This window comes from Pedosphaera parvula Ellin514, assembly GCF_000172555.1.
Classification (GTDB): domain Bacteria; phylum Verrucomicrobiota; class Verrucomicrobiia; order Limisphaerales; family Pedosphaeraceae; genus Pedosphaera.
Genome location: NZ_ABOX02000024.1, coordinates 13,158 through 28,653, shown reverse-complemented (window position 1 = coordinate 28,653; position 15,496 = coordinate 13,158). Strand labels below are relative to the sequence as shown.

The following is a 15,496-nucleotide window of genomic DNA, read 5'->3' as shown; positions in this document are numbered from 1 at the left end:
TTCAAGGAACTTGCAACCGATAAAACAGCTTCGGACTATTGGCTCCAACTCCATTCGTGAACGAGAAATTGCCGTTCGCATCAAAATGATTGGTCTGCACTCCCTTCCATTGAGCAACCGGCAGAGTCACGTTCGTTGAACACAAAACATAATACGACGCATTCTTGATTCCACCCGCGCCACTGAAAACCACAGAACTTGCATTCACCCTGGAAACGCCAAAGTTCGCCTTCGCCGGCAGCACGAAACTGGCATTCGCCCAATCGGCATAATCATTCACAGCGCCATCACCCGCATCCGCAACCAGCAACATGCACTTCTGTTTTCCAGTCAGATCAATGTCAATATCCTTCGGGCTCATCAAGGCCGTCATCGTTCCGCTGTCATAAATCTTTGTCCCATCAGCAAACAACTGGAACACTACCGAACCTCCCGTCCCCGCATCATCGTCCACCCCAATACGGGCATGAAATCGCGAAACCACTCCGCCCAGAAGATATTGAACGCTGGAAGTCGGCACCATCCCAATTCCCTTCGAATAACTGATTGACCGCATTCTCAGCGTATGATTCAGAGCATCCTTGTCCAAATGAATGTTGTTCGTCGCCGAAACAAAAACCCAGTTGAGATCGCTTAAATAATTCGTTCCGGGGGGCGGTGGCGGCTGCAAAATCATCTTCATCAACTTCACCCCATGCCCCGGCACATTGGCAGTATAATTGGTCTGAAAATTCCCCTCATCCACCTTTGACCACAAATCCCGCACCGAAACCAGCCCGTTTGAAAACCCGAGATCACTCCACGTTGCCGTAATATTCGCGGCATTCGTCCCGCGATTAAACAAGGCCACTGCCTTCACATTCGAGTTCGCACTCCCCAGCGGCTTGCACCATACCTGAAGCTCTCCGTTCGTCCGCACACAAATCCCCTGGATTCCTGCCACATCCTGGTCGATCGCGATCGCCTCCGCATTGGTCAACACATCCAATTGCGAAGGAAACGGCGTCGCCGTCAGCAATGGCGATGTCAACATGCAGTACATGCTGAACATCGCCTTGTCCTCCGTCTTCGTGGACCACCCGCGCCCGATATTCAACACATCCGCGTCATTCCAATGTCCCGGCCCCGCCATCCCCGGCGTCTGGGCCACAATATCAATATGATAAAGCACGCTCTCCCAATTAACATCGTTGTCCCCCGTATAACGCCACGAGTTCATCGCATCAGGAAACCAGCTCAATACCGGCCCGGTCGACATCGTAAAAACAATCGGCCGCCCCGTCGCCATCAAGGCATCACGCATCTGAAAACACTTCTCCTCCTGCACCGACAACGGATTGGGAAAACTGCACCCCTCATACTTCACATAATCGATGCCCCACGACGCATACGTCTGCGCATCCAGCAACTCATACCCCATGGAACCAGGAAAACCCGCACACGTCGTTGGACCAAAAACCGTATACAAACCAATCTTCAACCCCTTCGAATGAATGTAATCCGCCAAATACTTCATCCCATGCGGGAACTTCGAATTCGCCACCATCACCCCATTCGAATCCCGATAGCCAGCCCACCCATCATCCAGGTTGATGTACTCGTAACCCACCGCCTTCAACCCGTTCGTCACCACCATGTCAGCCACCGCCTTCATATTCTCCTCCGTGATGCCGTCGTACCAATAATACCAACTGTTGTATCCCATCGGCGGAGTCAGCGCCACCCCGTTCGTCAACGCCGAAGCTGTCCGTCCACATGCAAGGATGAGGCACAATCCGAAGATCAATCGCAGGTAAAAAACATGGCGTTTCATAGTCTATGTTTCTTTCATTTATTGGAGTGGTTATCCAGCTTGCCTCCATAATTTTCATATCTCGAAACGACATGGCTTGTCGACTACTTTCCTAGGCACAATTTCGTCGTTTCATTCACAATTTCCCTGACATTCATCAACCTCCCCGTCATCAATTCAACATTTGAAATTCGAAATTTGAAATTTTCCACGCCTTCCGATACCGACCGAAATCCGGGAATCCGTCCCAACGCGCACCATCTGCAACTCTATTTTTCATTCGACACTCTACATAATAGTATGCATTCCATTCGCCCATTGGAACTAATCGACAGACAAAGCCATGAATGCCTTTTTGCTGCTCCTGCCATTTGCCCGGCGTGAAGGCCGATCTGTCGCCAAAACGCAACTTTTCTGTCCGGTTTTTATTCCGCCGGGTGCTATTACATAGTTATGACAAGCGATAGTGATTTGCTTCGCCGCTATGCGGAGGCCGGGTCTGAGGATGCGTTTGCCGAATTGGTTCGGCGGCACCTGGATCTGGTCTATTCGGCAGCCTTGCGGCAGGTCAATGGCGACGCTCACCTGGCGCAAGATGTTGCCCAGACTGTTTTCCGCGACCTTGCCCGCAAGGCGGCGTCCCTCTCGACTCACCAGACCTTGACCGGCTGGCTCTACACCAGCTCTCACTTCGCCGCCAACAAAGCCGTGCGGACGGAGCAACGCCGTCACACACACGAACAGGAGGCTCACTCCATGCGCGAATTACTTCTCGACTCCGGCCCCGAATTGGATTGGACCACGCTCCGTCATGCGCTCGACGCCGTCATGCATGAACTCAATGATGCAGACCGCGAGGCGATTCTGCTGCGTTACTTTGAGCACCGGCAGTTGGCCGAGATCGGCGAGAGACTCGGCCTGAGCGAGGACGCTGCACGGAAGCGCGTCGACCGTGCGCTGGAAAAACTCCGCGAACATTTCGCCAAAAAGGGTATAACGACGACCGCTGCGGCGCTGTCGGTTGTCATCGCCGCCAACGCCGTTCAATCCGCGCCCGTCGGACTTGCAACCGCCATCACCGCCGCCGCCGTTATCTCCGGAACTGCCGTTGCCACTTCCACCGCAATCACCGCCACTAAAATCATTGCCATGACCACACTGCAAAAAGCCGTTGTCACCCTCACCGTCGCCGTGCTCGCCGGGGCCGGAATCTACGAAGCACACCAAGCCTTGCAACTGCGCGAACAAAACCAGGCGCTCCAGCAGCAGCAGGCGCCACTGACCGACCAACTCCAACAACTGCGGCGCGAGCGCGACGACGCCACGAACCGGCTGTCGGCCCTGACGGATGAGTTGGCAAGGGTGAAAAAGAATCCCTCCGAACTCTTAAAACTCCGCAGCCAAGTGGGCACATTGCGCCAGGAAAAAGCCGCCGCTGACAGTCAGAGCGCCGTCAGCAAGGCACTCGCCAATCCGGAAACCCGGAAAAGCATTCGCGAACACAATAAAATGGTTTCAAGCGGCATTTACTCCGATCTCGCCAAACGTCTGCAATTGACACCCGAACAAACGGGGCAGTTGAACGACCTAATGGCCGACCATGTCATGGATAGCCTCGACCTCATCACGCAGGCCTTGCGTGACCACAAATCTCAGGCGGAGGTGAGGCAGATTTTCTCCGCATCGGATACGGCACTTCAAGGCAAGGTCCAGGCGCTGCTCGGAGACGACGCCTTGACGCAATTTCAGGATTACACAAAGAACATCAGCAGCACCCTGTTCGTCAATTCATTCGCGTCCAGTCTAACCGGCGACCCGGCAATGGTGGCCGACAAGAAAAGCCGTCTGTTACAGGCCATGCAGGATGCCACCCAATCCGCACTGGCAGCCGCCGGCCTGCCCGCCAATTACCAGACGATGGTAGCGGCAAATCCGGGCAACTTCGCTTCGGAAGATGAAGCCGCCTACAACATCCAGCTTAAGGACAACATCTTCGCCCAGACCGCCGCGCGCGCCAGCGCCTTTCTCAGCCCCGACGAACTAAACAAGTTTCAAGAAATGAGGGCCGACGCGATCAAAAACACCCAGAATTATGTTTTAATGGAGCGGAAGCTGCTGTCGCCGGTTTCACAATGACAGGCCGTGGGACGCTGGCACAGCTCTGTTTGATGAAGGGTTTGCCTGCCTCTACCGCTAACCTTCCCCGTAGCCGTCGAGCAACGAGAGGTGTTCCTCGCACGCTGAAAGTGTGCAAGTAAGGTAGCCCGCGGCCAGCCCGTCCCTCGGGCTTGTGGCCGTGCGCAAGCACCCCCGGGTAAACAAACCAATATAATCCCCCACACTTTGCCGCATGGCGGCGCGAGCAAAGCGAGCATCTCCCATTCCTTCCTCATACCTTCTCAATGGCTCCGCAGCCATGCCAGGATGCCGGACCCTGAGTGGTCCCGCGGCATGTGCTATTTCCGAATTTTCACCAGCGCTTCAGATGCCAGCTTTACGATTGCCGGGTCAGGGTCATGCAACACCTTCTCCAAGGATCCAGCCGCTTCGTTGGCCTCCAGCCCGATTTCACCCAAAAGCTTCAATGCAGCTGGCTGAACTTGAGCATAATAATAAGACTGATATTTGGCACGGTCGAGCGATTCGATCAAAACCGGCACAACCACCTTCGCGTTGCGGTTCTTGAGCCAATGCACCTTCGCAGCGTAAACGCGTACTGCGACATCTCGATCGTGGAAGAGCGCATCAAGGTCAATTCCTTCCATCGAATATTTCTCCGCCACAGTTGCCAATAATTCAGCCGCTTGAATGCGATAATAATCTTCACTGCAATCCAGGCCCTTGCGGCAAACATCGAGGCATTTGTCCCGCGGATATCCAAGCTCAATCATGGTTGGCAGCATCAGCATGCGAATGAAGATCCGATCGGACTTGTCGCAGTACGATTCAAAGAGTCGGAGAGCCTCGGATTTATCACGGCCTTCGAGTTTCATTCTTTGAAAAGCATCACCAGCCCCCATGACTATTTGGTCGCCGCGATCAACTCCCTGGCCTCCGCTCCCACCCCCTGACAATGGCTTAAAATTGGCAATTTCATTTTCAAGGAGCTTGACGAACCCGGGGAAAACCATCGCCGAGTCATGCTCAAGATTCCAAAGAGCCGCCAACGATGATGCCTGGATCAACGGATCTGAAGCGACAGACTGCAGATGCTTCAAACCTGCGACAATCTCAGGGGTGTTGACTCCAAGACTCCCAAGTGTCTGCACAGCGTGATTCTGGACATGGGGGGAGCTATCCGCCAGCGCGGCCACCAGGATTTTGAGCGTTCGCGCGGAGGGCGGTTTCACTGCTGCCTGGGCGGACATCATGTAACAACGAGGCCACTCGGGAACTCCTTTTTCCAGGACCGCATCGAGCCGTTCACAAATATCGGCATCAACCCCGATCCCACCCAACGCCATCATCGCTGCATTCAGGTCACGAAGGTCCTTGCCTTTGAGAATTTCAATGAGCTCCGGCGCGGCAGACCTTCCAGCCGGCCCCAAGGTTTGTATTACCTGGCAGGCCGTCGAACGGCGCTCCGTCAATTTGGCCGGATCTGGAAAATGCGAATTATATTTGGTGACGCCTGGCCACTTCCCTTTGACCCACAATAAAAAACGGATTGTTGGACTGTCCTTCTCCTTCAAAACCCGGCGCAGGGAAGGCACAGCCCTCACCCCAAGCTCGCGGATTTTCAGCATCTCCGAGTCCGACCACCGCTGACTCAAGGGGAGCTTGGAAAGCTTGTCCAGGGCAGGATGCATGACATTATCAACGCTGTGCTGAAGGAAAACCACTCCCCCAAAAAGAATCAATGCAAGCACCAATGCCACCCAAAGCCAACGAGATCGAAACCATCGCTTCATTTACATGTCTCCACCGAATGTGTTTTATGACTTCCCTTTCGCTCGCGACACGATAAGGATCGTTTTCGATTATTGGTAGCTTTCATCGAAATGTAAACATCCGGGTAGTATTCTCCTGCATTTTCATTCTAACCGGAACCGGGACTCATCAGCGTCAAATGCAGAATACTACCCTGCTATTCATCGACCCCTTGGCGTTTCCCTTCACCCGAACCATCCAGCCGCAAAACATTGCAAAGCCTCATCTTTGGGTCCTTGAAATATCCAGCGTCGAAACCTTTGAACGTGACGAACTGCACCTCGCCGACGGAACCACCGTGCGCGACTAAAACAAGGCCCTCAGGAGGCAAAAGCAAAACAGGCTCGCCACTCACCGTCCGGTCGACGCCGGCACTGCTTCTTTTCCAGCTGCCTCAGCGGTAGGCATCGCCTTGGCTTTTGCCTGCACCATTTTGTGAATGGAATACATCAGCCCCAGGGTAACCAGCATGGCGCACACCACCACGTAGCCAAGCAAACCATACCGCTCCAGTTTACCACTCTGATTCTGCACGACAATCAATCCGGCCAACGCTGACGCAATCCCACCCGCAAATTGCTGCGTGGAGGCATTCACAGACATGAACGCCCCGCGATCCTTCATGTCAGGAACTGCCGAGATCAGGGCGGAAATGGAGATCATGCGCGCTGAGATTGCGATGAAAAGCAGGACGCTCACAAGGATGACTGCCCAAAGCGGTGTGATCCCCAAATTGCAATAAATGACAACCATGATCATCCCAAGCACCGAGCCCATGAAGAACACCGGGTATTTGCCAATTGCATCGCTAAGTCGGCCAATCAACGGCCCCGCGATGATGGCGCAGGTGCCTGTAACCATGTAGATCATCGGCAACTTGTCCATGGAAATCCCAAGGTTATGGACCGTGAATGTCGAGCCAAACGGCATCAGCATGAAGCCTCCAGTGGCAAGCACTACGGTGGCAGCAAAAGCCCGCAGGTAGTTGGGTCTGAGAACGGTCTTAAATAAGTGCTCGAAAGCATTCCGGTCATTCTTAATTTTTAGATGCGCGTCAATGGGCTTCAAGCCAATCGCAATCACCACACCGACGGCAGTTCCGATACCAGCAATCATCAGGAACGGAGCATGCCAGCCCCAATGATTGGAAAGGAACAGCCCCATGGGCAGCCCCATTACCTGGCTGGCGGCAAAAGCGGTCTGCACAATCCCCATGACGCGACCCCGCATTTCCAGGGCAAAAAGATCAGCCGTGATGGCCATGGTGATGGAACCAATAACTCCCCCGAAAAGTCCCGTCACAATACGGGCGATCAGTAGGAAATGGTAATTGGAAGCAATGCCGCACAGAACGGTGCCAAGGATGAAACCAGTATAGAAAAACAGCAGCAGCTTTTTCCGATCGAACTTATCAGCAAAGCCGGCAGTTAGCAGCCCGGATACCCCCGCACTAAAGGCATAAACGGAAACCACGAGACCAAATTTTGTCGTCGGAATCTTCAATTCCTCAAGCAGCATGGCTCCAAGCGGCGAGAGGATCATGAAATCGAGAATGATGGTGAATTGCAAAAAGGCCAAAACGGCCACGACAAAGATCTGGTAGCGGGTAAATTTCATGGGAATCAGGGTTTCAAAGCCTTCAAAACAAGATCGAGGGTAAGCAGCATGGTTTTGTCATCGAGAACGAACGTCCCAGTGCCCGGGAGCCCCTTGCCATGCATGTGAAATTTGACGAGTTGATAGAGCGGTGCGAAAGCCACAGACCAATACACTTCCACCGGCACCCTGACCAATTGCTTGCGTTGGATCGCGTTGCGGACAAAAGCCTTCATCAGCTCATTGAACTTGCAACCGGTGGCCCGAAAAGCACGCTCGTGCAGGGGCGAAAACCGGATTTGTTCCATGAAGTGCATTTCCATGGGATGCTTGAGGAAATAGCGGGCGCGATTGATCCATTGCACCTTGAGCCCCTCGTCAAAGGCCATCGCCGGATCGAAATTCTCCAGTGTTGCCGCGAACATCCGCTCACTGATTTCGGCATAAAGCTTTAAGATCAGATCCTCGCGATCCTGAAAATAAATATAAATGGTGGCCGGCGAAACGTGGGCGGCCCGGGCAAGCTTCTGCATGCTGAGCCCGTCAAAGCCATGCTTCACGATCATGGCCAGAGCCTGATCGCGAATGGCTTTTTCTTTACGAGGGTCGCGCACGCGCATGAGTTATAAATAAATGAACGTTCACTTATTTGCAATTAATTAATAAATGGAGAGGCCTGCGTGATCGGCATGGGACCGTGCCTTTCAGCTTGTCAGGCACCATGAACGCCCAACCTTCTACCCCCAAATCAATCAACCGCTTTTAGGAATAACCAAACGCCCGCAAGAACGGTTCCAACTTCGCCAGGTGCGGCTCGAAATATTTCTCGTAATTGCGCCAGCGCCCCATCGCCCGCCGGTACACCGGCTTTGCGACGTCCAGGTAGGTCGGCGAACGCACCGTCTTCGCTTTCGCATGTTCGTGAAAGTTCAGGACTTTCGCATCCCAGCCCATGCCCAGGAATTCCAACGTTCGGCGGGCCTCCGCCTCCAAATTCTCCACCATATCCTCATAGCGCACTTCCATGGCTGGATTTTGCATCAACGGCCTCACCTTTCTCCAAACATTCATCGTGATGGCATAATCTTTGACCGTATCCTCAAAAGTCAGATAGGCCGAACTGATGGGATTCACCGGCCATGGCTGCATAAAGCAGCTCAAGCAAACATCCCGGGGATCACGCAACGCCACCAGAAATTTAACCTCCGGCAACACTCGAATAATCATTGGCAGGATGAGTGTAAGCGGAGGGTTTTTATCAATCAGCAAACGCTCACCGATATTCTGTCCGATGAATGCCTGAATGTTTTGAAAATAATTTTTCCTCGCCAACTGCAGGCGATCGACGGAGGCCGCATTGAGGATTGAAAACAGGGAAGCGTTCGCTGGACGATTCGTGTAAAAGCGAATGAAAGCTTCCTCATGCAATACCGGAGTTTCCTCCGCCGAAACAATCGAAGGATGCGAGTCCAACACTTGTTCCAGCAAGGTTGTGCCTGACCTCGGGTAACCGCAAAGCAGCGCCACCTTCTGAAGCGGTCCCAATTCCTTCTGCGCCTCAAACCATTGTTGAAATGTACTCGCCGAAGCATTCTGCTCCATCTGGTTCACTTCGGCGTACATCGATTGCAATGCCGCCATGGCCCCGGTCGCCCCGGGACGCAGCAAAGACTTCGCCTGCACGAGAGCGCTCATAGCGTGGTCATATTGCCCGCAACTGTCGTACAACGCTCCCAATTCATAACCCGCTTGTGCCCGCACCCATGGGTCCAGGTTGGGTCGCTCGGAAACCGTTCTCAGCAATTGTTCAGAACCTTCAACCTGACCCGCCTGACGCCGCATCCTTGCCCGGAAGATCAATGCCCGGCCACTGGTTGGATCTGAACGCAACGCACGCTCGAGCATCTGCGCCGATTCCTGCGGCCGACGTTGCCGTTCATAAAGCTCGGCCAGATTTACAAACACCTCAGTCGAAGCCTCGGCTTCTTCAGCGGCACGGGCAAAATAGCGTTGGGCCATCTCCAGTTGCCCGTAATGCTGGCAATGATTGCCGGCCATCAAGAGAGTTTCCGCCCGACGCGGGGAAATCCGCACCGCCCGTTCAAACCATCCCTCCGCCTCCGCCCGCTGATACCGCATCAGATTCACCCGGCCAAGATCGAGCAAAATGCGTGAGTTCGCCGGATCCAATCGGTTGCCGCGTTTAAGAATTTCAATCGTGTGATCGTAATCCTGTCGTCGGGAGGCTTCCATCGCATCGTGGAAAATCCGTGCGATGATTCCGCTGGAAATAAGTTGTTGCCGCTTCATTGCTACATCAGGGTTGCTACACTGTCAGCCAACACCTGAGATTCTCCGCGCAAGCTATCTCCATGCCCTGCAAACATTCTGATACAAATACCGGCAAATGAATGAACTATTCTTTTCTCCGTTCCCATTTCAAGCCGCACAGTGAAAGCTTAGTTGCCTCCTGAGAAAACTTACTTGCCACTCGTTTATCAAAGAGCTGAACCCATTTTTTCCATTATACCGAATGCCAAAATTAATTTCCGGAATGGGAAAAGAACTGGAATGAAAGGAAGCGGTAAGCCGAATGAATGTGGAGACTGAAAAAGTCATAATCCTGAGGAAAGAGGAACTTCGTTAATCATTGAGTACAGGGTGCTTTTGATTTGAGGCGGCGTTGTCAGCCTAGTCGCTATCTACGGATAGCGCCTGCGGCCTCCGCCTTGCCTCAAACCAAAATCCCTCCTGCCATCCAGAAATTTCTTTCGGCGTTCGGTATAGAAAATAATTACAAAAAAATGGGACTTTGTTTCCAAAGTCCCACTGTCAAAAAATCGTTTCCGATTGGCTCGCCAATTAATAGCGATTCTGACGACGTGCGCCGCCGCCACCACCACTGCCGCCACCGTAACCACCACGGCTTCCGCCGCCGCCACCACCGCCGCCCGAACGCTCTTCACGAGGACGAGCTTCGTTCACGGTCAATGCGCGACCTTGCCATTGCTTGCCGTTGAGGTTTTGGACCGCTGCGTCAGCGCCTTCCTTGGTGGACATGGTCACGAAACCAAAACCGCGGGCGCGGCCGGTCATTTTGTCCATGATCAGGTTGACTTCAGTCACCGGACCGTGTTGGGCGAATAAATCCTGGACGTCGTTTTCGGTGGCGTCGAAGGAAAGATTTCCTATGTATAATTTGTTCATGATAATATTGTTTAGACCCACTGCTCTTTCCCAGACTGTACCCGAACACCGGGTTTCAAATCATCACTGAAACAAATTCAACTGAAGATCTTCCATGCCTTGAATCGACTAGTTGCCTAAAAGCTCTGTCACCCTACGTCACCACTTCTCGAATGCAAACTATATCGCAAAAAATCGTAATTTAAACGACCATCAATTTGCGCAAGAAACATATGCAAATCGTTCTCTGGCAACCATATGCTTAAGCCAACACTCCCGTAACCACTTTGCGTTCTTCAACCCCGGTCAGACGCTGGTCAAGCCCCTGAAACTTAAAGGTAAGTTTGCGGTGGTCGATGCCCAGGCAGTGCAAAATCGTGGCGTTGATCTCACTGATGTGAACCGGGTCCTGCACGACGTTGTAGCTGAAGTCATCAGTCTCACCATACACAGTCCCGCCCTTGATCCCACCACCCGCCATCCACATCGTGAAGCAGCGTGGATGATGATCGCGCCCGTAATCCTCCGGCGTCAATTTCCCCTGGCAATAAACCGTCCGCCCGAATTCACCACCCCAAACCACCAGCGTTTCATCCAGCATTCCCCTGCTCTTTAAATCCTTGATCAACCCCATGCAGGCATGGTCCACGTCACGACATTGCAACGGCAAATCACGCGTCAGGTCCCCGTGATGATCCCACTCGCGATGAAATATCTCGATGCACCGCACGCCGCGCTCCGCCATTCTCCTCGCCATCAAACAACTATGCGAAAATGTCCCAGGAATCGTCACCTCCGGCCCATATAAATCCAACGTCGCTTGTGACTCTCCCTTGATATCCGTCAACTCAGGCACTGACGACTGCATCTGAAAAGCCATTTCATATTGCGCAATGCGTGTGTTGATCTCCGGATCACCCACCTGCTTGTATTCATGCTCGTTCAATTTCGCCAACGCATCCAGCATGTCCCGACGCGTCTGCTTATCCACACCAGGTGGATCATTGATATACAGCACCGGATCGCCTTTCGCCCGCAGGCTGACTCCCGAATGTTTTGTCTGCAGAAAGCCCGAACTCCAAAGCCGCTGATAAAGCGCCTGCGCATCACGCTTGGCCGACCAACTCGGTGTCATCACCACAAATGCCGGCAGATTGTCACACTCACTTCCCAGTCCATAAGATAACCACGAACCCAAACTTGGATTACCCGGAATCTGCCGTCCCGTTTGAATAAAGGTCACTGCGGGATCATGATTAATCGCTTCAGTTTGCACGCTCTTGATAACCGCGAGCTCATCCGCCACCTGCGCCGTGTGCGACAACAATTCACTGAACCATATTCCCGACTTTCCATGCTGCTTGAACTGATACTTCGAAGGCGCGATTGGGAATCGGGATTGGCCCGAAGTCATGGTGGTCAACCGTTGGCCCATGCGGATGGAATCAGGTAGGTCCGTGTCGAACATCTTCGGCAGCCCCGGCTTGTAATCGAGTAAATCTATCTGGGAAGGCCCGCCGTTCATGAACAAATAAATCAAGCGCTTGGCCTTTGGTGCAAAGTGCGGCAATCCCGGCAAAGGTGGATGGGCATGAGCAGCAGTCTTCGGCGCTGAAGTTGCCGCCTTTAACGCCTCGGGCAGCATCAATCCCGCCAAAGCTATTCTCCCAGCCGCCAGGCCGGTGGACTTGAAAAAGTGCCGTCGGCTCACCAGATGACGATGCTCTTGCAATGGGTCTCTCATAATATCTCAATTCCTATTCACCACTTCATCAAGGTTCAACAACAGGCTCGCAACCATCGTATATGCCGCCAATTCCGATGGATTGGTTTCCTTGCTCGCCGGAGTTTCACCTGCTGCGATCAGCTTCTTCGCGGCTGCCTCGTCTTGCTGATATTTGGCCAGATGTTTAGTCAGGGTTTCCTTAAGCACGGTCTTTTCAAATGCCGAAGGATGACGCGCGGTCAGCACCCTAAACCCATAATCCAACCGTTGATCCACATTTTTTTCATGTTGCAGCATGCGCTCAGCCAGGTGCCGTGCGGCTTCAATGAATTGAGTGTCATTCATCGTTACCAATGCCTGCAGCGGCGTGTCGGTCCGTTCGCGTCGCACACAATATTTCTCCCGCGAAGGCGCATCAAAGGTGATCATCGACGGCGGCGGTGCGGTTCGCTTCCAAAACGTGTAAAGGCTTCGCCGATACAGTGCATCCCCATGCTCCTGTGTATACTTGGCCGTATTGCTGGCGGTGTAACCCACCGCTTCCCAAATGCCCTCTGGTTGATAAGGGCGCACCGCGTGCCCGCCCATCTTCTCCAGCAATAATCCGCTCGCGTAAAGCGCGTTATCCCGAATCTCCTCCGCGTCGAGGCGGAACCTCGGCCCCCGGGAAACCAATCGATTCTCCGGATCCACTTCCAGTTTCTGCGGCGTCACATGGGAATCCTGTCGATACGCCGCCGACGTCACCATCAGCCGATGCATTGCCTGCACATTCCATCCGCTCTCCATAAAACGACACGCCAGCCAATCCAGCAATTCCGGGTTGGACGGCCATTCCCCTTGCGAACCGAAATCCTGCGCCGTCTTTACCAAACCAATTCCAAAGAACTGCTGCCAGTAACGATTCACAATCACTCGCGATGTCAGCGGATGATTCGTCGAAACCAGCCATTGCGCCAGCGCCAACCGGTTGGTCTTATCAGTCTTTGGCAGGGGTGGCAGGAAGTGCGGCACACCCGGTTGAACCTCCTCGCCTTTCTTATCATACTCACCACGTTTCAACACAAAAGTCCCCCGTGGCTTTTCCATCTCCTGCATCACCAGCGTCCCCGGAATTTTATCTTCCAACTCTTGTCGTTGCTTCTGAATCGGCGCAACCTTCGCATTCAGCGGCTGCAAAATTTTCCGGGCCTCCTCATAAATATTTTCCAGGTAATATTCGCGGAGCTTTTTGCCTTCAGCTTCAGTCCGCTTATCGGTGCGTTCACGAATAATCTTCGCAATGTCTGCCGGCAGGCCAGCCGCATTCTCCGCCTTGGTGTGCACCTCCCAGGCCCATTGTGATTGCCCGGACCGATCCTCCTGCTCCAACTTCGTCATCGCGCCAGCCTTATCCCAATAAACCGTGCCACCGTATTGGGTGAAGGCGATGCCATTGATGCGCAAACCCGTTTTCATCTCCAGCTTGTCCGTATCCACTTCCAGCCTTACCCACTCACCAACCGGGGGCAGTGGCCCCATGATTTTTTTCAGCGCCTTTCCCTTCTCGCCAAATGGAATCGCGTCTTCATCACCCCAGTTCGCCCGATACATCCAATCTGTGGTATGAAATTGCAGCATGATTGCCTTGGGCGGATTCTTCGGGTCCAAATAAACATACGCAAACAGTTTGTCTCCCTTGCCCACAACCAACGACGGTTTGGCATTCTGAAAAACATCCTGCGCCAATCCTGTGGCCGTCCTCTTGATGGCCCTCTTGCCGCTAAAGATCTGCCCATTCTCCGCAGTGACCCACTCGATATCTGGCGTGCCATCCACTTTTTCCGGCTTCGCCCCGCCGGGAAATTCATCATCGACATAAATAACCTCGCGCGCTTCCGGCAGTTCTTTTATTTCATGCGGCCCGGGATCCTTGTAATCCACTTTTTTCACCTCTTCCGACATTTCCTTTTTTAACGCCGCAATTTCCTTGTCGTATCCGGCCACTTTTTCCTCTTGTTCCGGACTGGGCAATTTCATTACGGGCGGCGTGAGCAGTGCATTACCATCCATCGCCTGCTCGGTGCAATTGTTGAAGAACGCGTAGAGCGAATAAAATTCCTTCTGCGTGAGCGGGTCAAACTTGTGGTCGTGACATACCGCACAACCCGCCGTCAATCCCATCCAGACCACACTCGTTGTCTCTGTACGGTCAATCGCATATCGCACATAAAACTCATCCGCGATGGCTCCCCCTTCACTCGTGGTAACGTTGCAACGGTTATAGCCGGAGGCAATTTTCTGCTCTCGCGTGGCCTGGGGCAATAGATCGCCCGCAATCTGCCAGATGGTAAACTGGTCGTAAGGCATGTTCTCATTGAAAGCCTTCACCACCCAATCACGATATGGCCACATCGACCGCTCATTGTCCAAATGCAAACCATGCGTGTCGCCATACCTCACCGCATCCAGCCAATACCGTGCCTGATGCTCTCCATATCGTGGCGAGTTTAGCAAACGATCCACCAATCGCTCATAGGCACCAGCCTGCTTGTCTGCCAGAAACGCATCCACCTCTTCCGGTGTGGGTGGCAAGCCGGTAAGATCAAAGGTCACGCGGCGAATCAACTTTTCCTTGCTCGCCTCGGACTCGGGCTTGAGCTTCTTCTCTTCCAACCCCGCGCCAATGAAATAATCAATTTCGTTCCGCGCCCAGCGCCGGTTCTTAATCTTCGGCAGTCCCGGTTTTCGTGGTGCTTCAAAAGCCCAATGACCTTTGTACTGCGCTCCCCCTTCAATCCAGCGCTTCAAGGTTTGAATCTGCTGCTCGGTCAGCTTTTTGTTGCTATCCGGCGGTGGCATCATGTCGTCCGGATCTTTCGTATTAATGCGACGCCAGACTTCGCTTGCCTGGAGGTCCTTCGGTTTGATGGCCTGTTTGCCTTCCCGCACCTCGACTGCTCCCTCAGCGATGTCCAATCGCAACTTCGCCTTGCGCCGCTTTTCATCCGGCCCATGACAGTTGAAACAATTATCCGAAAGGATCGGTCGAACATCGCGGTTGAAATCAATGGTCTTGCTCGACGATGAGGCTGCCGCGCCGTTAATCGGGATTAACGGACCAGCGGACAAAATCAAAAGCCCAAAAGTGACGTAGGAGAGCTTCATTGGAAAAGTCTAGCTGAAGACGGCCTGCAGATGCAAAATATTCAATAATTGTTAATTCCTTCCTGCTTGTCATGGCGGCTACTCCAGTTAATATCTCGTCATGATCCGCATGCAAGCCA

General features: G+C 53.2%; 10 protein-coding genes. 2 read left to right on the top strand and 8 right to left on the bottom strand.

What is annotated here, in order from left to right; all coding sequences use genetic code 11:
- Window position 1: 1 nt before the first annotated feature.
- Entirely contained in the window at window positions 2-1,813 is a 1,812-nt protein-coding gene (locus CFLAV_RS32610) for an NPCBM/NEW2 domain-containing protein (protein ID WP_007416221.1), read from the bottom strand.
- Window positions 1,814-2,245: 432 nt separating this feature from the next.
- Between CFLAV_RS32610 and CFLAV_RS18010 the strand changes: the two genes are divergently transcribed.
- A complete protein-coding gene (locus tag CFLAV_RS18010; protein WP_007416220.1) occupies window positions 2,246-3,928 on the top strand; it encodes an RNA polymerase sigma factor in 1,683 nt (560 codons plus the stop codon).
- 320 nt (window positions 3,929-4,248) lie between these two features.
- Here the strand turns inward: CFLAV_RS18010 and CFLAV_RS18005 are convergent, their stop codons facing one another.
- Window positions 4,249-5,703: a HEAT repeat domain-containing protein gene (locus CFLAV_RS18005; protein WP_007416218.1), complete on the bottom strand. Its 1,455-nt coding sequence runs from the start codon at window positions 5,701-5,703 to the stop codon at window positions 4,249-4,251.
- Between the two features lie 158 nt (window positions 5,704-5,861).
- Between CFLAV_RS18005 and CFLAV_RS35580 the strand changes: the two genes are divergently transcribed.
- On the top strand, window positions 5,862-6,032 hold the full coding sequence (locus tag CFLAV_RS35580; RefSeq protein WP_007416217.1) for a hypothetical protein: 171 nt from the start codon (window positions 5,862-5,864) through the stop codon (window positions 6,030-6,032).
- A gap of 41 nt (window positions 6,033-6,073) precedes the next feature.
- Here the strand turns inward: CFLAV_RS35580 and CFLAV_RS17995 are convergent, their stop codons facing one another.
- The 6 genes from CFLAV_RS17995 to CFLAV_RS35575 form a co-directional block, all read right to left on the bottom strand.
- Window positions 6,074-7,339, bottom strand: coding sequence for an MFS transporter (locus CFLAV_RS17995; protein ID WP_007416216.1), 1,266 nt, complete (start codon window positions 7,337-7,339; stop codon window positions 6,074-6,076).
- Window positions 7,340-7,344: 5 nt separating this feature from the next.
- Window positions 7,345-7,938: a TetR/AcrR family transcriptional regulator gene (locus CFLAV_RS17990; RefSeq protein ID WP_007416215.1), complete on the bottom strand. Its 594-nt coding sequence runs from the start codon at window positions 7,936-7,938 to the stop codon at window positions 7,345-7,347.
- Between the two features lie 142 nt (window positions 7,939-8,080).
- A complete protein-coding gene (locus CFLAV_RS17985) occupies window positions 8,081-9,628 on the bottom strand; it encodes a tetratricopeptide repeat-containing sulfotransferase family protein (RefSeq protein ID WP_007416214.1) in 1,548 nt (515 codons plus the stop codon).
- A 552-nt stretch (window positions 9,629-10,180) separates the two neighbouring features.
- Window positions 10,181-10,525 carry an RNA-binding regulator gene (rbp, locus tag CFLAV_RS17975; protein WP_007416213.1) on the bottom strand — a complete coding sequence of 115 codons (345 nt, stop codon included), beginning with the start codon at window positions 10,523-10,525 and terminating at the stop codon, window positions 10,181-10,183.
- A 241-nt stretch (window positions 10,526-10,766) separates the two neighbouring features.
- On the bottom strand, window positions 10,767-12,248 hold the full coding sequence (locus CFLAV_RS17970) for a DUF1501 domain-containing protein (RefSeq protein WP_007416212.1): 1,482 nt from the start codon (window positions 12,246-12,248) through the stop codon (window positions 10,767-10,769).
- 6 nt (window positions 12,249-12,254) lie between these two features.
- Window positions 12,255-15,377: a PSD1 and planctomycete cytochrome C domain-containing protein gene (locus CFLAV_RS35575; RefSeq protein WP_007416211.1), complete on the bottom strand. Its 3,123-nt coding sequence runs from the start codon at window positions 15,375-15,377 to the stop codon at window positions 12,255-12,257.
- Window positions 15,378-15,496 lie beyond the last annotated feature (119 nt).